This is a genomic window from Ruegeria sp. CF3 (genome assembly GCF_056537365.1).
In genome coordinates, this window is record NZ_JBQFRK010000007.1 from 46,063 (window position 1) to 69,678 (window position 23,616).

General features: G+C 59.1%; 18 protein-coding genes. 7 read left to right on the top strand and 11 right to left on the bottom strand.

Translation table 11 applies throughout. The features are described 5' to 3' along the window. Positions 1-20: 20 nt before the first annotated feature. Positions 21-893 (top strand): LysR family transcriptional regulator, encoded by an 873-nt coding sequence (locus ACR0KC_RS19195; protein ID WP_480772140.1) that lies wholly within the window; start codon positions 21-23, stop codon positions 891-893. Positions 894-921: 28 nt separating this feature from the next. Here the strand turns inward: ACR0KC_RS19195 and ACR0KC_RS19200 are convergent, their stop codons facing one another. The 5 genes from ACR0KC_RS19200 to ACR0KC_RS19220 all read right to left on the bottom strand — a co-directional run bounded on the left by ACR0KC_RS19200 (position 922) and on the right by ACR0KC_RS19220 (position 8,099). Further along, positions 922-1,167 carry a MoaD/ThiS family protein gene (locus ACR0KC_RS19200; protein ID WP_170408213.1) on the bottom strand — a complete coding sequence of 82 codons (246 nt, stop codon included), beginning with the start codon at positions 1,165-1,167 and terminating at the stop codon, positions 922-924. After that, the gene (locus ACR0KC_RS19205; protein WP_170408212.1) at positions 1,160-3,415 is read right to left on the bottom strand and encodes a xanthine dehydrogenase family protein molybdopterin-binding subunit; all 2,256 of its coding nucleotides are present in this window, start codon (positions 3,413-3,415) and stop codon (positions 1,160-1,162) included. Before ACR0KC_RS19205 ends, ACR0KC_RS19200 begins: the two co-directional genes overlap by 8 nt. Beyond that, positions 3,415-3,894 carry a (2Fe-2S)-binding protein gene (locus ACR0KC_RS19210; protein WP_170408211.1) on the bottom strand — a complete coding sequence of 160 codons (480 nt, stop codon included), beginning with the start codon at positions 3,892-3,894 and terminating at the stop codon, positions 3,415-3,417. Before ACR0KC_RS19210 ends, ACR0KC_RS19205 begins: the two co-directional genes overlap by 1 nt. Beyond that, on the bottom strand, positions 3,891-4,757 hold the full coding sequence (locus ACR0KC_RS19215; protein ID WP_480772141.1) for an FAD binding domain-containing protein: 867 nt from the start codon (positions 4,755-4,757) through the stop codon (positions 3,891-3,893). Before ACR0KC_RS19215 ends, ACR0KC_RS19210 begins: the two co-directional genes overlap by 4 nt. A 129-nt stretch (positions 4,758-4,886) precedes the next feature. Beyond that, positions 4,887-8,099 (bottom strand): reductive dehalogenase, encoded by a 3,213-nt coding sequence (locus ACR0KC_RS19220; protein WP_480791462.1) that lies wholly within the window; start codon positions 8,097-8,099, stop codon positions 4,887-4,889. Positions 8,100-8,176: 77 nt separating this feature from the next. Between ACR0KC_RS19220 and ACR0KC_RS19225 the strand changes: the two genes are divergently transcribed. After that, a complete protein-coding gene (locus ACR0KC_RS19225) occupies positions 8,177-9,079 on the top strand; it encodes a LysR family transcriptional regulator (RefSeq protein WP_170398397.1) in 903 nt (300 codons plus the stop codon). Here ACR0KC_RS19225 and ACR0KC_RS19230 read toward each other — a convergent pair. Further along, positions 9,070-9,921, bottom strand: coding sequence for a LysR substrate-binding domain-containing protein (locus ACR0KC_RS19230; RefSeq protein ID WP_170398394.1), 852 nt, complete (start codon positions 9,919-9,921; stop codon positions 9,070-9,072). The genes ACR0KC_RS19225 and ACR0KC_RS19230 overlap by 10 nt on opposite strands. 103 nt (positions 9,922-10,024) lie before the next feature. On the opposite strand from ACR0KC_RS19230, the gene ACR0KC_RS19235 reads away from it, so the two are divergent. Beyond that, positions 10,025-10,726 (top strand): SDR family oxidoreductase, encoded by a 702-nt coding sequence (locus tag ACR0KC_RS19235; RefSeq protein WP_480772143.1) that lies wholly within the window; start codon positions 10,025-10,027, stop codon positions 10,724-10,726. 2 nt (positions 10,727-10,728) lie between these two features. Here the strand turns inward: ACR0KC_RS19235 and ACR0KC_RS19240 are convergent, their stop codons facing one another. The 3 genes from ACR0KC_RS19240 to ACR0KC_RS19250 are packed head-to-tail and all read right to left on the bottom strand — an operon-like array spanning position 10,729 to position 15,265. Further along, positions 10,729-12,000 carry an NAD(P)/FAD-dependent oxidoreductase gene (locus tag ACR0KC_RS19240; RefSeq protein WP_480772144.1) on the bottom strand — a complete coding sequence of 424 codons (1,272 nt, stop codon included), beginning with the start codon at positions 11,998-12,000 and terminating at the stop codon, positions 10,729-10,731. A gap of 41 nt (positions 12,001-12,041) precedes the next feature. After that, entirely contained in the window at positions 12,042-13,076 is a 1,035-nt protein-coding gene (locus ACR0KC_RS19245) for an ACP S-malonyltransferase (protein ID WP_480772145.1), read from the bottom strand. Next, positions 13,073-15,265, bottom strand: coding sequence for a dehydrogenase E1 component subunit alpha/beta (locus ACR0KC_RS19250; protein WP_480772146.1), 2,193 nt, complete (start codon positions 15,263-15,265; stop codon positions 13,073-13,075). The genes ACR0KC_RS19245 and ACR0KC_RS19250 overlap by 4 nt, the downstream gene beginning before the upstream one ends. Positions 15,266-15,482: 217 nt before the next feature. Between ACR0KC_RS19250 and ACR0KC_RS19255 the strand changes: the two genes are divergently transcribed. Continuing rightward, positions 15,483-16,382, top strand: a complete 900-nt coding sequence (locus ACR0KC_RS19255; protein ID WP_223117389.1) for a LysR substrate-binding domain-containing protein — start codon at positions 15,483-15,485, stop codon at positions 16,380-16,382. A gap of 7 nt (positions 16,383-16,389) precedes the next feature. On the opposite strand, the gene ACR0KC_RS19260 is transcribed toward ACR0KC_RS19255, so the two are convergent. Both ACR0KC_RS19260 and ACR0KC_RS19265 read right to left on the bottom strand, forming a co-directional pair. After that, positions 16,390-17,142, bottom strand: a complete 753-nt coding sequence (locus ACR0KC_RS19260) for a nuclear transport factor 2 family protein (protein ID WP_170625426.1) — start codon at positions 17,140-17,142, stop codon at positions 16,390-16,392. A gap of 216 nt (positions 17,143-17,358) precedes the next feature. After that, entirely contained in the window at positions 17,359-18,516 is a 1,158-nt protein-coding gene (locus tag ACR0KC_RS19265) for an acyl-CoA dehydrogenase family protein (RefSeq protein ID WP_480772147.1), read from the bottom strand. Between the two features lie 219 nt (positions 18,517-18,735). On the opposite strand from ACR0KC_RS19265, the gene ACR0KC_RS19270 reads away from it, so the two are divergent. From ACR0KC_RS19270 to ACR0KC_RS19280, 3 genes are all read left to right on the top strand, one after another. After that, positions 18,736-19,377: a pyridoxamine 5'-phosphate oxidase family protein gene (locus tag ACR0KC_RS19270; protein WP_480772148.1), complete on the top strand. Its 642-nt coding sequence runs from the start codon at positions 18,736-18,738 to the stop codon at positions 19,375-19,377. Positions 19,378-19,491: 114 nt separating this feature from the next. Further along, a complete protein-coding gene (locus ACR0KC_RS19275) occupies positions 19,492-20,418 on the top strand; it encodes an NAD(P)-dependent oxidoreductase (protein WP_480772186.1) in 927 nt (308 codons plus the stop codon). A 104-nt stretch (positions 20,419-20,522) separates the two neighbouring features. Next, complete coding sequence (locus ACR0KC_RS19280; RefSeq protein ID WP_480772149.1) at positions 20,523-23,588, top strand: aminotransferase class III-fold pyridoxal phosphate-dependent enzyme; 3,066 nt, start codon at positions 20,523-20,525, stop codon at positions 23,586-23,588. The last annotated feature ends 28 nt before the right edge of the window (positions 23,589-23,616 follow it).

The following is a 23,616-nucleotide window of genomic DNA, read 5'->3' on the forward strand; positions in this document are numbered from 1 at the left end:
AAACTTCAAGGAAACTGAATTTGGCAATCAAGATTGAAATGCTGCGTTGCTTTTGCACGGTGGCCCAGACCGGGAACCTGTCCGAGGCCGCCGACCGCCTTGGTCGAACGCAATCAGCCGTCTCGATGACATTGAAGCAGCTCGAAGACCATCTGGGCAAAAAGCTGTTCGAAGGCGAGCGCAAGAACCAGCTTTCCCCGCTGGGTGAGCAGGTACTCGATCTGGGCTTGCGGCAAGTGCGCCAATTCGATCAGACCGTCCAGAATATCGAGGCCGCCGCGCTGGCTGAACGGGGATTGATCCGGATCGTATCCGTCCCGTCGGTTGGCGCGTTGATCTTTCCACCACTATTGCACCACATGAGCAGCGAATCCCCCGGGGTGAAGATCGAGCTGCGCGACACCGACACGCAGCAGGTGTTGGATGCTATCGCTCAGGATCAGGCAGATATCGGAATCGCATCCGGGTATCACGCCCTGAACGGCATCCGAACCATTCCGCTATTTCAGGACTCCTTTGGATTGGTCGCTGCCTCGGATCATCCTCTGATCACACGCGCAGAACCGCTGAATATCCCCGACATCGCCACCGCGCCCTTTGTCCGAAACACGTTGTGCGATCTGATTCAAACGCCGGCTTTCCATACGGCAATCAAAAACGCCGAGATCACAATTCACAACACGCATTCATTGATCACGCTGGTGCGATCGGGCGAGTGGATCACAGTGCTTCCTCAAACCGTTGCCGAATTCTTGCCGGAGGCGGTATCTTACCGCCCGATCACGGACCTTCACGACAAAAGGCAAGTGTATCTCTATGTCCGCGAGCGTTCGCGCTTCCAATATCTGACCGAGCAGTGTTGCGCGTTCATCCTGTCCCGTGATTTCGCGTGAGGGAGGGGGTCGATTAGACCTTTCGCCTTCAACCGCCCCTGAGACGCTGCATCAGATAAACCTCAGCACCTTCCGGAATCGGCTCGGACAGTCCGGTCGCGATGATGCGCCCGTCCAACGCCACCGAGACCCCCGCATCGATCGGTGCCTGCAGCCGGGGATGTATACGCACCAGTTCCTGCAGCAATTCGCCCGTGGTGGCGGCCTCAACCTCGACCACCTCGCGACCCCCGGTCAAAGACCGGAGGCTGGACCAGAGGTGGACCTCAACCATTGTCCTTGAGCGCGGCAAGAATGCGCGGCGGGGACATTGGCAGTTGCTTCAGGCGTACACCGGCCGCGTTGGAGACCGCGTTGGCGATGGCGGCCAAGGGCGGCACGATGCCGGTCTCTCCCACACCACGCACACCGAACGGGTGGCCGGGGTTGGGCACTTCGACAATCACCGTGTCGATCATCGGCAGATCGCTGGCGACCGGGATGCGGTAATCGAGGAAAATCGAGTTCTGCAAGCGGCCATCCTCACCATAGATATATTCCTCGTTCAGCGCCCAACCGATGCCCTGCGCAGCTCCGCCCTGATACTGGCCTTCGACATAGGTCGGGTGGATCGCCTTGCCCGCGTCCTGAATGACCGTGTAGCGGGTGATGCTGGTCTTGCCGGTTTCCGGGTCGACCTCGGCATCCACGATATGGGTGCCAAAGGATACACCCGCGCCTTCCGGCGTGGCCTCGAAATGGCCCGAGATCGGGCCGCCGGTCGCGCCCATATGGGCGGTGATATCGGCCAGCGGGCGCGGATCGAAGTCACCGGCATTGGGGCCTGAGGGCACGGCACAGCCGTTCTCCCATTTCACCGCATCAACCGGGATTCCCCAACTGGCCGCTGCGCGGGCGCATAGCTGCTCGACCGCGTGGCGCGCCGCCTTGATTGTCGCCAGACCCGAGGCATAGGTCACGCGGCTGCCGTGGCTCACATCATTGTAACCCAGCGTTGCCGTATCGGCGACGGTGACGCGAATGTTCTCGTAGGGAATGCCCAGAACCTCGGCCGCCATCAGCGCCATTGACGCGCGTGATCCGCCGATATCCGGCGTACCGACCATGACTTGGGCCGAGCCGTCCTCGGACAGTGCTAGAGATACCGAGGTCTCACCACCATGGTTGAACCAGAACCCACAGGAAATGCCGCGCCCTTGCCCCGGCTTCAAAGGGGCCGAGTAATGCGGATGCGCCTTGGCGGCCTCAAGCGTTTCGACAAGACCTATACGCTCATAGGTCGGGCCATAGCTGGCTTTGGTGCCTTCATGCGCGGCGTTTTTTAGGCGCACATCCACCGGGTCGAGGCCGAGTTGATTGCACAGCTCATCCAGAACGGATTCGACCGCAAACGCACCCATCGGAGCGCCCGGCGCGCGATAGGCGGCCTGTTTCGGGCGGTTGGCCATCACGTCATAGCCGACCTGGCGAACGTTGGTCAGGTTGTAGGGCGCAAAGGCACACATGGCGGTCATGTCGCCGGGTGCACCCGGGAAGGCACCACCCTGCAGGCGGAAGATGCCTTCGGCTGCTGTGATGGTGCCGTCCTTTTTCATGCCGATCTTGATATCCATCGACGCCGATGAAGTCGGGCCGGTCGCACGGAACACCTCGGACCGGGTCATCACGATCTTTACGGGGCGGTTGGCCTTGCGGCTGAGCGCCAACGCAACCGGTTCGATGAACACAGTGGTCTTACCACCAAAGCCGCCGCCGATCTCAGACGCGGTCACACGCAGTTGTGAGGTTTCGATGCCCAGCAACGCCGCGCAGGTTTTCTGTGCGATCCAATGGCCCTGGGTGGTGCACCAAAGCTCACCTTTGCCGTCAGTACCCAGAGACCCCATGCAGGCATGAGGTTCAATGTAACCCTGATGGGTTGCCTCGGTAACGAAGCTGTCCTCAATTACCAGATCCGCCTCGGCAAATCCCGCTTCGACATCTCCGTGGCCGCTTTCGTGATAGCGCACCACGTTGGGGTGCATCCCCTCAGGCACCGAGTAGTCCGCCGCACCTTCGCGGATGACAGGCGCGTCGGGGGCCATCGCCTTGTCCACATCTGTGACATGGGGCAAAACTTCATATTCAACCTCGATCAACTTCAGCGCATCGCGCGCCGCCAAGGCTGATGTCGCTGCAACTGCTGCAATCGCGTGGCCGTCATATAGAGCCTTTTCGCCCGCCATGACATTTTCCAGCACGTTCCAGAATTCCCCTTCCAGCCCCGGCTTGAAGGGGACATCGGCGAAATCGGCGCGGGTAACAACGGCTTTGACGTCTTTGTGGGCCTCGGCCTTTGAAGCATCAATCTTGACGATCCGCGCATGGGCATGGGGTGAACGCAGGATGGCGCCATGTAACATGCCGGGGGCTGAGATATCCGCACCGAACTTGGCGCGGCCCGTCACCTTGTCAAGACCGTCAGGGCGATCTGGTCGGGTGCCGACAAACGTGAAGTCAGATTTGCGATCGTCCAGTGCCATTACGAAGCCTCCCGCATCTCAGCCGCCGTATCCATCACGGCGCGAATAATCTTGTCATAGCCAGTGCAGCGGCAGAGATTGCCTGCCAGCCAGTACCGGGTTTCCTCTTCGGTGGGATTGGGGTTCTTTTCCAGCAGCGACTTGGCCGCCACCAGAATGCCCGGGGTACAGATGCCGCATTGCAGGGCGGCATACTCGATCATCTTCTTTTGCAGCGGATGCAGGACGTCGCCGTCCGCGATCCCTTCAACCGTTTCGATCTGCTTACCTTCAGCCTCGACGCCCAACATCAGGCATGAACACACAAGACGGCCATCGACGCTGACCGAACAAGCACCGCAATCGCCGGTGCCGCAGCCCTCTTTCGCGCCGGTCAGGTTCAGCTTGTCGCGCAGACAGTCCAGCAGGGTTTCGCGTGGGTCGCAGAGGTATTCAACCGCGTCCCCATTTACGGTAGTGGATACGTGGAACTTACTCATACGTCTTCTCCCTTTGCGCGGGCATAGGCGATTTTTGCGGCGCGCTTGGCCAGAACGCCAGCAACTTCGGTGCGGAATGCAATAGTGCCGCGTTTGTCATCAATGGGGTTGCAGGCAGCCGAGGCCGCTGCAGCGAGCGCGTTCAGCGCCGCGTCATCCAACGCGCTGCCAATCAGCGCTTTGGCGCAGTCTTCAACCAGCAAGACGGTTGGTGCGACAGCCCCCAGTGAGACGCGCGCCTCGGTGATGGTATCGCCATCCAGTCGTAAGTTTACGCCCACACCAACCACCGCGATATCCATCTCGGTGCGCGGGATAAAGCGCAGATAGGCGTCACCGGCGTTGTCGCCACGCGCTGGAATGTTGACCGCCGAGATCAGTTCGCCTTTGGCCAGTGAGGTCTTGCCGGGTCCCGTCGGGATGTCTTCGACCGCCACCTCTCGTGTGCCGTCCGGGCCCGTCACGGTGACTGTAACGCCTGCCGCAACCATCGCTGGCACCGAGTCCGCCGCCGGAGAGCCATTGCACAGATTCCCGGTCAGCGTCGCACGCCCCTGTACCTGAGTCGATCCAATCAGATCCATCGCCTCGACCACACCCGGCCAATCGCGGCCCAACGCGGCGTGCTCGCTCATCTCGGCGCCGGTCGCGGCGACGCCCAGCGTCCAGCTGCCATCGGCATTGCGGGTAATTTCGCTAACGCCATCGATCTTCTTGATGTCGATCAGCGTATCGGGCGTCACCAATTCCGAGCGCAACTGCACCAGCACATCGGTGCCGCCTGCCAGAAACCGAGTGATGCCCGTTGCATTTGCGGCCAGAGCCGACGCCTCGGCAAAGCTGGCGGGGCTGTGATAATCCATGAAAGTACCTCGCACCTGTTGATCAGGATAGACTGGGGTTCGCCGGGGACGTTAGTGCAGCAAGTCGGCGGCGTCCATGGCTGGAACGACCAATTTTTGGGATTCAAAATGTCGTTTTATCGAGAGCAATCACAGATCGATCTCGATCACCCCGTCTGCCCGGGCCGCCCGGCTTTGGCACAGTATGATCGCACCTTCGCGTTGTTTGTTGGACAAAACGAAATCGCGGTGTTCGATCTCACCTGAAATCACGTCACATTTGCAGACCCCGCAGATCCCATCAGCGCATTTCACATCCACGTGAAAGCCCGCCTCATTAAGTACCTGCGCCGCATCTTTGTCAGCGGGTACAGTCAACTCCCGACCCGATTTCGCCAATTTCAGAGTGAACGGATGGTTCTCATATTCGGGCTGTTCCGGCACCGAGAAATATTCGAGATGCCGTGCACCTTCCGGAAACCCCTGCCGTTCGGCTGCGTGAATGACGCCGTCCATATAGCGGTCAGGGCCGCAGGTATAAACGTGCCATCCGTCCTGATATCCGCCCAGAACAGCCTCCAGATCGGCCCGTGTGCCCTCGTCCGAGAAGTGATAGTGCACGTGATCGGCCCATGGCACAGCCGCCAGATCATCCAGATATCCGGCACCTGCTCGTGTGCTGGCGGAATAGTGTAACTCGAACGGTTTGCCCATCGCATACAGTCGGTGGGCAAAAGCAATCATCGGCGTGATGCCAATACCACCGCCCATCAGGAAGGTTTTGGTTGCAGTCTCGTCCAGATCAAAATGGTTTATCGGCTTTGAGATGAAGACCTTGCGCCCTTCGTTGAAGATGCGATGCAGCAAGGCCGAGCCGCCGCGCCCCTCATCCTCGCGCAGCACGCCGATCTGATAAGTGTTGCGGTCGGAGGGATCGCCCGACATCGAGTACTGCCGCAGGAATTCGGGCGAAACCAGCACGTCCAGATGCGCGCCCGCAGTCCATTTCGGCAAGGGCGCACCGTCGAGGGTTGAGAACTCGTACTTGGTGACATCCGAGGTCATCTTGTCGACCTTGGTTAGTTCCACCCGCATCACCGGGGCGTCCCCTGCGACCTGATAACGGTGGATCACAGACATATCGCCTGCCGTTTTGCGCGCTTTGTAGTCTTCAGCTGTGACCATCGCCTCATAGGCGGCAATTCCGGCTTCCCGGTCCATGTTGAAGGGATAGGGCCATGGGTGCGGAGCGAGCGGAGCGGGGTAGACCGCAAGCGTCTGATCCTCGTACTTCAAATCGAGGTCTTTTTGTAGGTCCCGCCGGTTCAATGGGTGCTGCGACGGGCGATAGGCCCCGTCAGGTTCCAGCTCGATATCCCACCACCATTTCTTGATGTTATTTAGACCACCATTGCCGACCGCATCATCCAGTTTGGCCAATGCAGGCGCGGCCTGCGGAATATTCATCGAGGCCCATCGGAACGGGCGTTCCTTGAATATACCTTCGAGATTCCATGGGCAGGTCTTCATGCATCGTCCGCACATCGCCCCCCCGGGCGTGGTGATACGGTAAGTGGCGCATTTCTGGCTGTCGGATTTCCAGATTTCATAGCCGTTGAACATCAGCTTTGGCCCGGCAGTGATCGCGCCCGAAGGGCATTCCCGAGCGCATTTGTTGCAGCTTTCGCAAAACGTCTGAAGGCCGAAATCGATGGGCTTGTCATGCGTCATCGGCATGTCGGTTGTCACGACACCGGATTTCAGGCGCGGGCCAAGATAGGGGTTCAGGATCACCTCACCGATCCGACTGACCTCGCCCAACCCCGACAACAGCAGCAGCGGCGGTTGCAGCACCTCGCCATCCATCACCGTATGCGCCTTGGCCTTGTAGCCGAGATTTCGGATTTGCTGCGCGATCACGCCCCCCAGCAGTGAAAACCGCAGGTAGGCGCGCATGGATTGGGCCACGCTGATCCAGTCATCCCCGCTGGCGCCTTCCATCGTCTCATAGCCCTGGTCGATGATCATGCTGATCGCCTGATCATGGGGCGGAACGATTTCTTCTCCGGTGGCGTCATGGGAATACCAGCTCCACTCGGGGCACCGGCTGAGCCCGACCGCATCGACCCCAAGGAAATAGGTTGCAGCCTTGATATTCGCGGCATTTCTTTCGGTATCTATGGGCTGTACAGCCTCGGCGCTGTCACCGTCCTGCAGCAAAACAAATGCGCCCAGCGCGCGGCGTTGGGCGAAGCTGGGGGCGGATTTGCGCACGTAATGCCCGCCCTTTGTCGCATCCTGCAGCGATTTTCCCATGTCGCCGAACTGAGCCCGCGCAAACATGTCTGCGCGTTTGGGCACCCGGGCTACGTTTTGCTCGTCGATATAGGTGGTCGGTGTGTCGACTCGTTTGAGGTTTTCAAAAGGATGTGCCCCGTCCACATAGCGCCGCTTGGCATAGGCATCCCGGTTCAGAGCGTTCTTGGCGAAGCCTGCACCCAGCCACCATGCAGGTCCTTGCGTGCGGAACCACGGTTGTTCGGCCAGCGGTCGCAAGGGTCGGTCATGCGCGATCTCCATTTCGGTGGTCACAGCGGCCAATCCGAACCGCTTACCCAACCAAGGCACCACAACCGCACCATCCTCAACCGAGGCCAGACCCGCAGCAACTGCCAGCTTGCCCAGATCAACCTCAGAGGACATCGCCGTATGCGCCCGCGCATCGAAACCCAGGAGGCGGATGTAGTTGGCAATGACCACAGCATTCTCGGTGGCAAGCAAACAGGCGCGGTGATCCTGCGCATCCATGATCCAATCGGACCCGGGCTCAGAGGGGTCCGGATCGCGGTTGAACTCATAGAGAAACACGAGCGTATGGCGATGACGGTCCATCGGGCGTGGCGCGGCCTCCATGCTTTCTTTTAGATCCGCCATGATCACATCGATGCCCGAGGCCAGCGTTTTGGTTTGCCGCGTCCTAAGCGCATGTGCCAGCCGGTCGATATCCGGGTTGCGCCGAGGCTCAGCCAACATCGCCTCCGCGGGTAGCGGCCCGCAGCCCATCATCGACGCATCGTTGAAATAGCCAAACGCTTTCAGATGATTGGCACGATCTGCTGGGTTGGCAGGAATTTCCGATGCGACGGGGTTCACAAATCCATCCCGAATTGCATCCATCATCGCCTGAAACTCGCCCATCGCATTCACGATGCTTTCGGGCTGCTCGGGCTTGCGAAAGCTAAGCGCACACATCGGTTCGACCTGCGCCAGATCAGGCATCCGATCCAGCCGCGCCAGCCGTTCCAGCGGGAACGGACCCATGTGAACAGGCCTGTTCTTGTCCGAGAAAAAGCGGATCCCCATCGCGCGCCTCCAGTTAGCTGCCCTTTCCCCTACCCCGGCATGGACACCAAATCCATTCATGAATAATCATAAATGATATGAGCAGAATTGATTTCACAGATCTGGACGGCAAGGTCCTACGGGTGTTCCTGACGATACTCGAAGAAAGCTCGGTGTCGAAAGCTGCCGACCGGTTAGGGGTGACGCAATCGGCCATCAGCCATACGCTGGGCAAGTTGCGGCAAGTGCTGGGCGATCCACTATTTGTCCGATCCGGTCAGGGGCTGACCCCGACCGAACGCGCTTTGTCGTTGAAAGAGCCGGTGCAACAGGTGCTGGACAACATGCGCGCCCTGACCGAAGGTCGCCCGTTTGATCCGCTGTCCGAACAGATGGACATTCAGATCGCCACCAACGACATGCCGCGCGAGTTGATCTTTCCCGAACTTCTGCGGGCGACACGCGCCGAAGGCGTCAGGTTGCGGCTGGAGTTCATCCCGTCGGGTGTTCCCGACCCGGACTTGCTGCGCAGCGACCGGTGTCAATTGATGCTCACCCCGCTGCCACCGGACGGGCCGGATATCTTTCAGAAGCGGCTGATCACCAGCCCGTTGTTGGTATTCTATGATGCCGCTCACCGTGATCCGCCTGAGGATTGGCAATCCTATTGCAACAGCGACCATGTCGAGGTGCGCTTTGCAGACGGCCGCAATGCCCGCGCCGTGATGCGCGGCGTGGATCAGAGCCAGATCAGACCGCCCGTCGTAACCCTGCCGCATTTCAACGCGATCCCGCCATTCGTGAAAGGCAGCGACCTGATCTCGACCGATACGGAGTTGATGAAATGCGGGCCGCTTGCCACGCTGGACAGTGCGCCACTGCCGTTCAAATGCGAAGCAGTGTCAATCTATATGGTCTGGCACCAACGCTCGGCCAACGACCCGGCACATCGTTGGTTACGCGACCGGATCGACGCGATTGCGGCCTCGCTTCAGACCTGAGATAGCAACCAGTCGCGCATCTGTTTCACCAGCTCCGGTTGGCGCGGTTTCTGCGGGGTGACGATGAAAAAGCTCAAATCGTCAACCAGCACCTCAGAGAGCGGCTGCACCAACCGACCCGAAGCCAGTTCCGCAGACACAAGTGGCGCATTGGCCAGCGCAAAGCCTTGCCCCGAGACAGCGGCGTCTATCGCCAGACTTGTCTGGCTGAAACTCATCATCCGCGGCTTCCCCTCGACCCCGGCGCGTTCAAGAAACAACGGCCACAGCCCATGGGAATCGCTGAGCAAAACGTGTTGCATCAGGTCGTCTGGACCTGAAATTTGCGATGCGAGGTCCGGACTGCCCACGACAACGAATTCGGTCGAGAACAAAGGTGTTGCTTGCAGATCTCGAGCAACCGGTGAACGGCTCTGGCGTACTGCAATATCGATTCCATCAGACTGGAAATCCGCCAACCGCTCGCGCGCGTCAACCTGCACCGAGATATCGGGATGGCGGGTCACAAAATCATTCAGACGCGGCACCAGCCATTTTGAGGCAAAGCTGGGCGTGACCGAGATCGTGATCTGCCGCTGATCAGCCAGCTCATCGACAGCCTCTTCAATCAGCCGAAACGCCCGACGCAGCGGCGCGTGGAACCGACGCCCCGCTTCGGTCAAGCGCAACCCACGTGGTAGTCGTTCAAAGAGTGCAGTGCCCAGCCGCGCCTCCAACCCCCGCACCTGCTGCGCAACGGCCCCTTGGGTTACGCCGATTTCTTCCGCAGCCAAGCGAAAGTTCAAGTGGCGTGCCGAGGCCTCAAAGGCGCGCATCGCATTGAGAGGTGGAAGAGCGGGCATAACTAGACTGTAGATTTTCTACAGCCTATGCGCAATAGAACTGATTGGTCAAAGTGAACGCTGCCAGCCATCTTTATACCAAACATCGCAAAGGAGCGTGAAGATGGAAAAAGTAGCTTTGATCACCGCAGGCGGCAGCGGCATGGGCGCGGATTCCGCGCGCAGACTGGCGGCTGATGGCTTCAAAATCGGCATCCTGTCCTCGTCGGGCAAGGGCGAGGCGCTGGCACATGAATTGGGTGGTGTGGGCATCACCGGCTCGAACCAGTCAAATGATGACCTGCAAGAACTGGTTGATGCAGCAATGTCCCATTGGGGGCGGATCGATGTACTGGTGAACTCAGCCGGGCACGGACCCCGCGCAGCGGTGCTTGAGCTGACCGATGAGGACTGGCACACCGGCATGGATGTCTATTTCATGAATGCCGTAAGACCTACGCGGTTGGTGACCCCTATCATGCAAGCGCAGGGCGGTGGATCGATTATCAACATCTCAACCTTTGCTGCGTTTGAACCGGACCCGGTTTTTCCAACCTCGGGCGTATTCCGCGCCGGGTTGGCGGCCTTCACCAAGCTGTTCTCGGACAAATACGCCGCCAACAACATCCGCATGAACAACGTCCTGCCGGGCTTCATCGACAGCCTTCCGGAAAAGGAAGAGTTCCGCGCACGTATCCCGATGGGTCGCTACGGGCGCAGCTATGATGAGATCGCCTCGGTCGTGGCTATGCTCGCCTCCGAAGGCGGAGGCTACATAACCGGGCAGAACATCCGCGTCGATGGCGGCATCACCCGGTCTGTCTGAATTCAGAACCGCGCCTTAACAAAATGCGTCAGCGCCGCGCCGGTTTCGAAGAAGGCGCGGCGCAGGCCAGTCCAGTTTTCGCTATACTCAGCCACTGACGGAACCGGCAGCAAAGACGGATCGTCCTTCAGCAGGCTCTCTGCCATCAAGCGCCCGAACACGGTGCCCGGCCCGATCCCGCGACCAGAAAACCCATGCGCTGCTAACGCATTTGGCCCGATCTGAGTGATTTTGGGAATATGATCCGAAGTCATGGCAATCCGCCCATGCCAGCCCTCAATCAACGGCTGATCCGCCAATTGCGGATAAAGTGCAGCCAGTTTGCGCTTGATCCAGGATTTGTGTGCAAATCCTCCGGCGCTGCTCAGATCGCCCATGCCGCCAATGATGAACCGTCCTGCATGGTCCAATCGGAAGGATGTCATGATCAGGCCCGTATCCCAGCATCCCTCTGCTTTGGGCAATATGCTGGCCCGCAGGTTATGAGACAGCGGCGCGGTGGCGTATTGGAAGTAATAGACCGGCACATAGTCGGGCGCCATATCGGCGATGCCCTGATGATAAGCGTTGGTCGCCTGAATAACCGATCTTGCGCGTACGGTTCCACCATCCCCCTGCAGCACCCAAGCCCCGGCTTCCTGCCGCAAAGATCGAACCGGGCTTTGCGTATACATCTGCGCCCCCGCATTCTGTGCGGCGCGGGCCAGTCCCACCGCATAGCCCAGCGGCTGAATTGTACCCGCGCGGGGGTCAAACAATGCGCCGTGGACTGCCGGACTGCCCGTCCGCTGGCGCGACGCGTCAGGATCGAGCAATTCGACCAGCGCACCAGAAGCGCTCAGCTGTGCGTGGCGTGTACGTAGATCACCAAAGCCCGAGGCCGAATGAGCACAGTGCAACGTGCCTTGCCGCTCAGGCTCGCAGTCAATCCCGTGCGCTTCAATCAACTCGAACACGTCTGACGGCGCGTTAGCCAGCAGATCGATCAACCGATCCCCCGCCATTTGCCCCAGATGTGACCGAATTTGATCGGGTGGCAGCCAAAGCCCTGCGTTGACGAGACCGACATTCCGCCCCGATCCACCATGGCCGATCTGATGCGCTTCGAGCAGGCACACCGAAGCCCCCGCTTTTGCTGCGGTCAAGGCCGCAGAACACCCGGTGTAACCACCGCCGATCACGGCAAGATCAACGCTTACGTCATCAGACAGCTTTTGCGTGTCGATACGCTCGCGACAGGTCTGCCGCCATAACGATTGATCATAGTCGCGCATGCCCGGGCCTCGCCAAAGTTTCGCCGATCATCAGGCTGGTCTCAGTTGGTTGCAAGGGCGCGCTGGTCAGCCCGCCCCATGGCGATGAGGAATGGATCCGCCTCCTGATGCGACTGGAATGACGCCTTGTCGGTCATGCCCCGCCAGCGCCCCAGTGTCAGTGACTGCGCCACCGCGCCGCTCAGCGTTGCACCGGGGCCGGTGACGATGAACAGATCGGGCGCGAACTCGCGTGCGGCCGTCTGGATCGCATGGGTGAAGTCATAGGTCTCGGTCACCTGATGGCCCAGCGTGTAGTCCCACAACTCACTCGTGTCAGTTGCGCCGGGCCACCAGATTTTGCCACGCCCGTCAATCATCGGGAACTTGGGCTGAGCAAAAAGATCAGAACTCAATTGCGCCCGACCTTCCGCCGCCACCGGGGCCTGCAGCGCCGTATGAAAGGCGGCGTGATTGGCCAGCCGCAATGGGAACCGATCCTGCACGGTGGGGTGTGCCGCCCCAAACGCCGTGAGACCCGCCTCATTGCCTGCCAATACCAGCATCCCGCCCAGATCGATCGAAAGCGCCAGAGAATGATCGCGCGACGCATCGATCCTCGCCACCTCATCCAGCAATGCGGCTTTGCGGGCAGGATCATTCGCCCATGTCTCATCGACGAATGGGTAAACCAGTTGACCGCCGATCAGGTGCTTCTGCATCAGCGTGCCCATCGTATTGACCACGCGAAACCCGTTCCCAGGGGTCAATGCCCCTGCGGTGGCTAGCGCAATATACCAGCCCATCGAGTTACCAGTGACGGCGACGACTTCAATATCGTTGGCCAATGCCTGCGCATCGGCCAACGCGGCAGCATAGATCAGGGGTGAGGCCACATCGCCGCGCGAGTACTTCCCGACGCTAAAGCGATCAGCCCCATCCAAGGCAGTAATCGCATCCTGTCCGGTTCCGGCGCGAATGGCGTCGAAGCTGCGGAACAAGTCCATACGATCCGAATGATGTTGGTGCAGATAGCCCAGCTCAGGCTTGTTATAAGTGCCCCGGCCCGGGCAGATCACAACGGCGGTGCGGGTCATGAGGCTGCTCCTGTCAAAGCCAGCGCTGCGGCAACGATATCGTCTTTCGAAGGAAGAGGTGCGGCATAGGCGGGGCCAGTTGCAATAAAGCAATCCTCGGCCACAACGCGGGCAGTTCGAGTAGAAGAACTTTGTTCGGCGAAGAAAGTCATCAGCGCCTCGGACTGGCTGCCGGTCTTGCGGCATTCGTCGACGATCAAAACATGCGCGCATGTTTTGGTGGCTTCGCGCAAAGCCTCTTCTGGCAGAGGAGCTAGCCAACGCATATCGATAATCCGGGTTTTCAGACCCGCCGCCTCAATTTCTGGCAGGGCCTGTTGCGACAGGTAATGCCCGTTGCCATAGGTCACGATGGCGAGATCGGTACCGTTCCCGTGTACTCCCACCTCGCCCAGCGCAATTTTCTGATCCCGCGCAGGATAGATGGTCATCCACCCGCCATCCTGCGCCGCATGCAGATCGCGCATCGGGTAGAGTGCGATCGGTTCAAGAAACACCACGACCCGCTGCTCTTCGCGCGCCAACCGCACGCATTCGCGCAGCATCAGTGCTGCATCGGCCCCGGTCGACGGGCAGGCGATGATGACACCAGGGATATCCCGCAAGACGGCCAGAGAGTTGTCGTTATGGAAATGTCCGCCAAAGCCCTTCTGATACCCGAGCCCCGCAATCCTCAGCACCATCGGGTTGGTGAACTGCCCGTTCGAGAAGAACGGCAGGGTTGCCGCCTCCCCCCTGATCTGATCCTCGGCATTGTGCAGATAGGCCAGAAACTGGATCTCGGGGATCGGGATGAAACCGTTATGGCCCATACCGATCGCGAGACCCAGAATGGATTGTTCATCCAGCAGGGTATCAATCACGCGGTCCGGACCAAAGCGTTGCTGCAGCTTTTGTGTGACGCCATAGACGCCACCTTTGCGGCCCACATCTTCGCCCATGCAAACGATCTCGGCACGTTCCAACATCAGATCGGTCAGCGCCCAGTTGATCAGGCGGCTGAGCGGCTGCGGCTCATCCATCGCGCGCATATCTGCGCCAAAGGTCTTCGCACGCGCCTCAGCGCTCGGGCCGTTGGTCGCTTTACAAGGGCGCTTAGGCGGGATCAGGCTTGCCATCACTTCGGTCGCATTGGCAAGATGGGGACGGCTGGCAGCCTCTGTAGCCACACGATCCGTTCGGGTGCAGGTATCGCTGTAGATTTTTAACGACTGATCCGGCGACAATGCACCCGCCTGATCCAGCAGTCGTACGGTGTGCAAAAGCGGATCATTGGCCTCATCCGCCTCAACCTCAGTTTTCGGCAGATAGGTCGTGGGCACATCCGCCCCGGCATGGCCATAAAGCCGCACGGTTCTGAGATGCAGGAAGGCCGGTTTCCTGCGCTTGCGGACATAATCTGCAGCCTCTTTCGCGACCGCATGGGTTTCATAAATGTCCAACCCATTGGCCCGAAAATACTTGATCCCCGGACGATGCTCCATCGACGCCTGAATCCAGCCCTTGGGCGTTTTGACCGAAATCCCGATCCCGTTGTCTTCACACACGAACAGCAGCGGCAGCGGCGTCGATTGCACACTGGTCCAGCCTGCCGTGTTGATCGCCCCCTGCGCGGTTGAGTGATTGGCCGAGGCATCCCCAAATGAACACATCGCAATCCCGTCTTCCGGCAACACGCGATGTTCGGGCGCATGTCGCCGGGCTGCCCCCAGCGCATAAGCCGCACCAACGGCTTTGGGCAAATGGCTGGCGATGGTCGAGGTCTGCGGCGGGATCATCAGCGCCCTTGATCCCAACACCTTGTGCCGCCCGCCCGAGGTCGGGTCCTCACTCGAGCACGCAAAGCTGAGCAGCATATCCCACGCGATCTGCTGACCGGGCACCTGTTCGGCACGCGCGATCTGAAACGCAGCATCCCGGTAATGCAGAAAGGCAATATCGCTTGGGCGCAATGCGTGCGCGACGGCGGCCATCCCTTCGTGGCCAGATGAGCCGATGGTGTAGAACCCCTGCCCCGCCTTCTGCATCGCCCGGCTGGTCCGATCCAGCGCGCGACTGAGAACTTGCGACCGGAAAAGCGAAACGGCTTCAGCATCGCCCAGACCGACGCGCGGCGGGGCTCCGTCGGGAAAATCACGATTTGCGACACGGGTCAGGAAATTCTCATGTACGATCTTTGCGCGGTCCATGTCTCTCGCTTTTGTCTTGTTGGTGTCATCGGCCTTGGGGAACCTCTGCGCGGGCGCGACCCGCTTGCTGATTTGTCCCGCGCTCCGACGTGAATTTCAAGATCGCGGATGGTACGGCACCCGCTCGACCACAAAAGTGATGTGGCGCACCAGTCATCGCTCTGGCGGCAGGAAAAAACCAGTGCTATTGCGTTCAATAGGTATGAGGATTTGTCATATGATTGCACCCCGCCGTTTCTTGCCTTCAATCTCGTCCTTGCTTGCACTTGAAGCCGTAGATCGGCTGGGCAGCGCATCTGCTGCTGCGGCTGAGCTGTCCTTGACACAAAGCGCGATCAGCCGGCAATTGAAGACGATGGAGGATCAGCTGGGCGTGCAATTGATTGAGCGCAGCCAGATGCGATTGCACTTGACGCCAGCAGCCAAAGACTATGTGCAAACCGCAAGGTCTGCTGTTCAGGATCTGGCGCAGGCCGCACTGAAACTCAAAGCCAACCCGGCGGGTGGGTCACTTGATCTATCGATCCTTCCCGCGTTCGGCATGCATTGGCTGGCACCCCGCCTTCAGGATTTTGCGCGACGGCACCCTGAGGTCACCGTCAATCTGGGTACCCGCCTCAAACCGTTTGATTTCATGTCTGAACCATTCGATGCCGCGATCCATTTCGGTCAGCAAGACTGGGCGGGCGTTCAGTATCTGCCGATCATGCGGGAAGAAGTCCTGCCCGTCTGCGCCCCTGCCCTTACCGCTGTCAATTTCAATAGCTTGGGTGCTCTCCGCGCCGCGCCACTGCTGCATCTGGAGTCGCGTCCGGATGCCTGGGAGCGCTGGTTTGAGATACAGGGCCAGCCCGTCACCGGCCTACGGGGAATGCTGTTCGATCAGTTTTCGACCATGATTCAGGCCACGATTCATGGGTTGGGCGTGGCTCTGTTACCGTCATATCTGGTGCAGGATGATTTGCGCACCGGGCGGCTTGTCCAGGCATGGGACGGGCCGCGCGTGAGCCTTGGCAGCTATTATCTGGTCTGGCCGAATGACCGCTCGATGCCCGAGCCTCTACGGTCTTTCCAAGCCTGGATCAGTGAACAGATTGGGGCAGACGCCCACGCCTAACGCGGCCTTAGAACTTGCCGTTGTCATTTTTCCATTCGCTGCGTGGTGCAATGGACTCAACCGTGTCCCAGTGTTCGACGATCTTGCCATCTGCAACGCGGTACAGATCATAAAATGCGCTGTGAGTGCCCTGATATTCACCTTCGCACACGGTCAGTACAAAATCCCCTTCCGCCAATACCCGATGCAGATGCTGATAGTTTAGGGCGTTCCTATCGGCCAATGCGGTCCTCAAGGCAGTCAAATTATCAGAGAACTGCGGGCTGTGTTCTACGTAAGCGGAAGTGTTGATACAGGCCTCTATCTGGTCGAGGTTCCCGGCAATCAACGCGGTTTCGACGAAGGCGCGAACAAAGGCCCGGTTTTCCTCGGTTTGCTCGACATCCCGAACTTCGGTCGGACCATCCACCATACTGTGATCCGAGCCGTTTGGCCCCATCCGTTTCTGGATATTGTCCCAATGCTCTACCGCTTGCCCGTCTTCGAACCGGAACACTTCGAAGCCGATATTCCGCCGTGAGAAATCATATTCCGTATGCGCGAAGACAAAATCGCCGTCTTCAAAGGCGCGTACGATATTCACGCGCGGTGAGGTCTGGGACAGCCGTTTGAATAGGGATGCAAGCCCTTCGCTGCCTTCATGGGTTTGCGGATTGTGCTGGATATATCGTGCTTCATTTACCACCGAAACCGGACCCGGATCGCCCGTTTCGATGCTTTTGAGCAGGGCAGATATGCGATCTTTGTTGGACTTCTCCATACCGGGTTCCCTTCAGGTCTGACTACTCCGTGATCACAATGGCAGGCGACGTGTCAGGCATCAACGCCAGCAACAGCCAAACCCTGCGCGGCCTTCGGCCTTGCGTCTTGCGGACGGCAGGGGGCCAGGCAGGCGCGGGCTGCGTCCGCGCCTGCCTGGCCCAACGGGAGGAGACGTTCCGTAAGGAATGTGAACGACGGGCGGGAGTGTTTTGGTTCAGACGTCCAGCGAACGGGCGATGAGTTCTTTCATGACTTCATTCGTCCCGCCATAGATCATCTGGACCCGCGCATCCGCATAGAGCCGCGCGATCGGGTATTCCATCATGAACCCATAGCCGCCGAACAGTTGCAGGCATTCGTGCATCACTTCGTTCTGCACCTCAGAGCCCCAGTATTTCACCATCGAGGCCGTCGCGGCATCCAATTCACCGGCCTCCAGTTTACCAATGCAGTCATTGACGAAACTGCGCAGCACCTCGGCCTTGGTTTTACACTCGGCCAACTTGAAACGTGTGTTCTGGAAATCCATCACCCGCTGTCCGAACGCCTTGCGCTCCTGCACGTATTCCACCGTCTGCGATATGGCGAAATCGATCGCGCCCAGCGCCATGATCCCGATGGTCAGCCGCTCCCACGGCAACTGCTTCATCAGTTGATAGAACCCCTGCCCCTCTTCCGGGCCCAGCAGGTTGGTCATTGGCACCTTTACGTCTTCGAAGAACAGCTCAGCCGTATCGTTGCCCTTCATTCCCAGTTTCTTGAGGTTCCGCCCCCTCCGGAATCCGTCAGCCCCGTCGGTTTCAACCGCAATCAGAGAGACACCCTTCGCCCCTAACGACTTGTCAGTTTTGGCAGCCACGATAACCAGATCAGCCGATTGCCCGTTGGTGATAAATATCTTGGACCCGTTGAGCCGATAAGAATTGCCATCCTTCTCAGCGGTCGTCTTCACCGCTTGCACATCCGATCCCGTGCCCGGCTCGGTCATGGCCAGCGCGCCGATCATCTCACCCGAGGCCAGTTTCGGCAGCCACTTCTGTTTCTGATCCTCACTGCCATAAGCGGTGATGTAGTGGGTCACGATAGACTGGATGCCATATCCCCATCCTGCGTCCCCGCGCGCAGTCTGCTCATACAAAGTAACGGAATCGAAACCCATCCCGCCGCCGACGCCACCATATTCCTCAGCAATCGAACCGGCCATCAGACCCGTCTCTCCCGCCTGCAACCAAAAAGTACGATCAACCGCCCCGTTCTCGGCCCATTTCTCGGTATTGGGTACCAAGGCATCATCCATGAACCGGCCCGCCATTTCAGCAAACATTCGGTGTTCGTCAGTAACCCAGGCGGCGGTGCTGGTAAAAAGCGACATCAAATAGCTCTCCAGATCAGGTGTTTGCCCAAAACTAGCCGGGTGTGTGATTCCTTCCAATCCATGTGACGTGGCGTCCAGGACAGATACTACGCAACGTCCTTGGCACCGTTGCCGAATTTGGGGCCAAACGTTCACATCTGTGTTCCCACGCCTGACAGAGCAGGCCATCATCGACCATATTGCGCATACGCCCCGGACGACCCAGGAGACAGCATAATGCCCCGCGCCTTTTCTGAACTGACCTTCACACCTGCCGTTCGCGCCCATCAAGAGCGGATGGGATCCGCCGCGACCTACGCGAAATTCCTGAGCCGAGGACCAAAACAGGGCCATCAAATCGGACCGACCGAAGAGGCGTTCATTCGCGCCCGCGACGGGTTCTATCAGGCCACCGTCTCAGAAACCGGCTGGCCTTATGTGCAGTTTCGCGGTGGGCCGATAGGGTTTCTGAAAGTGCTGGACCCGCACACCATCGGCTATGCGGACCTGTCTGGTAACAAACAATATATCTCGCGCGGCAACCTGGATGGAAACGACCATGTGGCGTTGATCTTGATGGATTACGCGAACCAGCGCCGTCTCAAGATTCTTGGGCGGATGACATTCAAGGAAGGTGCCGCGGCAGCAACTGATCTTTACATCGAAGGCTCCGAGACCGAGGCAGAACGGGCCGCGATCATCAAAGTTGAAGCGTTTGACTGGAATTGCCCCCGCCACATCACGTCGCGCTTTACCGAGGCCGAGCTTCGGCCACATCTGAATGATCTGGGTCAGCAACTGGCTGTTCTGCAAGCAGAAAACCAGCGTTTGCTGCGGGAATTGGCTGAGCTCAAAGCTGCTGGCGATATACGAAGCTGAAATCCGCGCCAGTTCAGATGTGAAACGAATGGCGCGCGATCCCTATGGATCTGGGCAGCAAATTGTGACGCAGGGTTGCCCTTTGGCCCAAGCTTTGCTTTGTCCTTTCTAAACATCACGACCTGCCGTCCGCCCGAGGCAGGAGCGGATAACAGAGAGGATCATCACATGGCAAAAGTTGCGTTCCTTGGCCTAGGCGTCATGGGCTACCCGATGGCCGGGCATCTTCAGGCTGCCGGCCACGAAGTCACCGTCTACAACCGCACCGCATCCAAGGCCGAGGCTTGGGTCGCCCAGCATGGCGGCGCGATGGCCCTGACACCGCGGCAAGCCGCAGAAGGGGCAGAGTTCGTGATGGCCTGCGTTGGCAATGACGACGATCTGCGTATGGTTTGCACAGGTGAAGATGGCGCCTTTCACGGAATGGCCAAGGGTGCGGTATTTGTTGATCACACCACCGTCTCGGCCAAGGTCACGCGTGAGTTGTACGAGGCTGGCATGACACAGGGGGTTGCTTTTGTGGACGCCCCGATCTCGGGCGGTCAGGCGGGAGCCGAAAATGGTGTGCTATCGATCATGTGCGGCGGTGACATGGACGCTTATCGTGCTGCTGAGCCAGTGATGCAGGTCTATTCCAAAATCTGCCGCCGCATTGGGGACAGCGGCGCGGGTCAAATGACCAAAATGTGCAACCAGATCGCGATTGCAGGGCTGGTGCAGGGCCTGAGCGAAGCATTACATTTTGCCGAAAAGGCTGGGCTGGATGGTCGGGCTGTGGTCGAGGTGATTAGCCAAGGCGCGGCAGGCAGCTGGCAGATGGCGAACCGGTATGAGACCATGCTGGATGACCATTTTGAGCATGGCTTTGCAGTCGACTGGATGCGCAAGGATCTGGGAATCTGTCTAGATACCGCCAATGAGACCGGGGCTTCACTACCAGTGACGGCGCTGGTCGACCAGTTCTACAAAGACGTGCAGAAACTTGGCGGGGGCCGGTGGGATACGTCCTCGTTGTTCAAACGGTTGCGAGCACTGGACTGAGCAAAGGGGGGGCTGTCTGCCCCATCGCGCCAGGGCGCGACTCCGCCCGAAGATATTTTTGGCCAGATGAAGAGGATCACCGTGGCAGTTGCAAGAGATAGCGCATGAGCGACTTGAACACTTTCTGGGCTGGTCGCCTGCGTGAACACTGGGGTCTGGACGCCCGTCTGACGCGTCTGGATGGGGAGTACGACCTCAACTTTCTGGTCGAAGCCACCAACGGGCAGGATTATGTGCTCAAGGTGATGCACGCGGGGTGCGATGCGGCATTGGTCGATCTACAGATCAAGGCGCTGGGACATCTCAGCGCAGCAGCGCCCGGATTGCCCTTTCCTGCCGTTTATCCCGATTTGAACGGGATGATGTTGCCTGAGATTGCCGACGCGCATGGGCAACCGCGACAGGTCTGGCTGCAGGAACGACTGCCGGGGGCATGCTATGCAAGCAGCGCGCCCAAGACCGAAGACCTAATACTAAAACTGGGCCGTGTTCTGGGCGCAACCGACCGGGCGCTGGAGGGGTTCACCCACGAGGGCTTGCATCGCGCCGATTTCAAATGGGATTTGACGCGGGCGAGTTGGATCGTCGACCAACTAGAGGCCATCTCTGATCCGGCACGACGCGCGCGCGTTCAACAAATCACAGCGGATTTTGAGGCGATCTCTGATCAACTGGGTGCATTGCCAAAACAGGCGATTCACAATGATGCCAATGATTACAATATCCTTGTTGAAGGCAATCTGGGCGAACGACGCAGCATCTCGGGTCTGATCGATCTTGGCGACATGTGCGCGGCGCCGCGCGTTTGCGATCTGGCTATTGCCGGGGCCTATGTCGTTCTGGAGCACCCTAAACCCGAGCGCGCATTGGCTGCGCTGGTACGCGGTTATCACGCCGCCAATCGGTTACGCCCGGATGAGATCGACCTGATCTGGCCTTTGTTGCAAGCACGGTTGGCGGTGTCCGTGGTGAATTCGACGCTGATGGCGATTGAGAACCCGGATGATCCGTATGTCACGATCAGCCAGGCCCCGGCGTGGCGATTGATTGAAAATGAGGCAATCAATGGCGCACTCATGCCCGCCCGATTGCGCGCCGCGTGTGGCTTGCCCGTTGTGGATGGGGCCGAGCGCATCCATGCCTATCTGTCCAACCATCGTGGACATTTCGCGCAGATGTTCGGGCAGGATCTGAGCGACACGCCAATGGGCTCACTGTCGGTGGAGAACTCGACCTGGCCGCAAAACCCGTTCCACATGCCGCTGGACGAGGCGGCGCGGGTCGGTGAGGAGTTTGGGGAAGGTCCCTGGCTTGGGTATTACAGCGAGCCTCGCCTGATCTATGCTGAGCCGGGGTTTCGCAAGGGACCGTGGAAAGCGTCGGATCGGCGCACAGTGCATCTGGCCGTGGATGTGTTTGCACCCGCCGGAACAGTGCTGCATGCACCTCTCAGCGGTCGGGTCGAAGCCGTTGAAAACAGGGACGCGCATCTCGACTATGGCGGGGTTGTGATCCTGCACCACGAAACGCCCGAAGGGGATGCATTCTACACGCTTTATGGCCATCTGGACCCTGAGGTGAGTGAGCGTTTGAAACCAGGTGACCCGGTGGCTCAGGGTGCAGCTTTTGCCCGTCTGGGCGATGCCAGTCAGAATGGCGGATGGGCCCCGCATGTGCATTTCCAACTGGCGCTGACGACCGACGGTATGCAGGCCGACTGGCCGGGCGTAGCGGATCCTGATGAGCTCGAGCTTTGGCACGCGGTCTGCCCCAACCCCGCAGCACTGTTGAACTTGCCTGATGAAAAGGTTTTCTATCGACCAACCGACAAGCAGGCGATCCTACAGGACAGGCGCGAACACTTCGGCGGCAATCTCAGCCTGACATACGACGACCCGGTCATGCTGGTGCGTGGCTGGAGGCATCACCTGTTCGATGAATGGGGGCGACCCTATCTGGATGCCTACAACAACGTTCCGCATGTAGGCCATGCGCATCCGCGTATTCAGGCGGTTGCAGCGGATCAGCTGAAGCGCATGAATTCGAACACGCGCTATCTGCACCCGGCGCAAACCGCCTTTGCCGACAAGGTATTGTCGAAACTGCCGGATCACCTTGAGGTCTGTTTCTTCGTCAACTCAGGGACTGAGGCCAACGAATTGGCTCTGCGTCTGGCGCGCGCGCATACCGGGGCAAAAGGGATCGTGACGCCCGATCACGGCTATCACGGCAACACAAACGCTGCGGTGGCGATCTCGGCCTACAAATTCAACAAACCTGGCGGTATTGGGCAGGCAGATTGGGTGGAACTGGTTGAGGTCGCGGATGACTATCGCGGTTCGTTCCGGCGTGATGACCCCGAGCGTGCCCGGAAGTTTGCTGACCTGATTGATCCGGCGATTTCGGCATTGCAGGCAAAAGGGCAAGGCCTAGCCGGGTTCATCGCTGAAACATTCCCCTCAGTCGGGGGACAGATCATTCCACCAAAAGGCTATCTGTCTGCGATATATGAAAAAATCCGTGCCGCCGGAGGGGTCTGCATTGCCGATGAAGTCCAGACTGGCCTCGGGCGCCTGGGCGACTATTACTTCGGCTTTGAACATCAGGGCGCGTTGCCTGACATCGTGGTAATGGGGAAGCCCATCGGCAACGGCCACCCGCTGGGTGTGCTGGTCACTACCAAAGAGATCGCCGAAAGCTTCGACAACGGGATCGAGTTTTTCTCGACCTTCGGCGGCTCAACCCTGTCCTGCAGAATCGGGAAAGAGGTGTTGGACATCGTCGATGATGAAGGCTTGCAAGAGAACGCCCGTGTGATGGGGGCTCACCTGCTGGATGGCCTCAAACAGATCGAAGCTGACTTTGGCTGTGTCGGCGATGTGCGCGGTATCGGCCTCTTCTTGGGTGTGGAACTGATTAACCCGGATGGCTCGGAAAGCGGTGAGATTTGCAGCTACGTCAAGAATCGGATGCGCGATCATCGCATTCTGATCGGTAGCGAGGGACCCAAGGACAATATCCTGAAAATCCGGCCACCGCTAACCATCGAAGCAGAGGACGTCGACATGATTCTTTGGACGCTGCGGGAGGTTCTTGGCGAAGTGGGTGACTACAGCCCTGCCCCCATGTGCGATCACGATCATCATCATGCGGGCTGCGGCTGCTGCTAAGAAACACAAACCCCAGCGAAATTGCTGG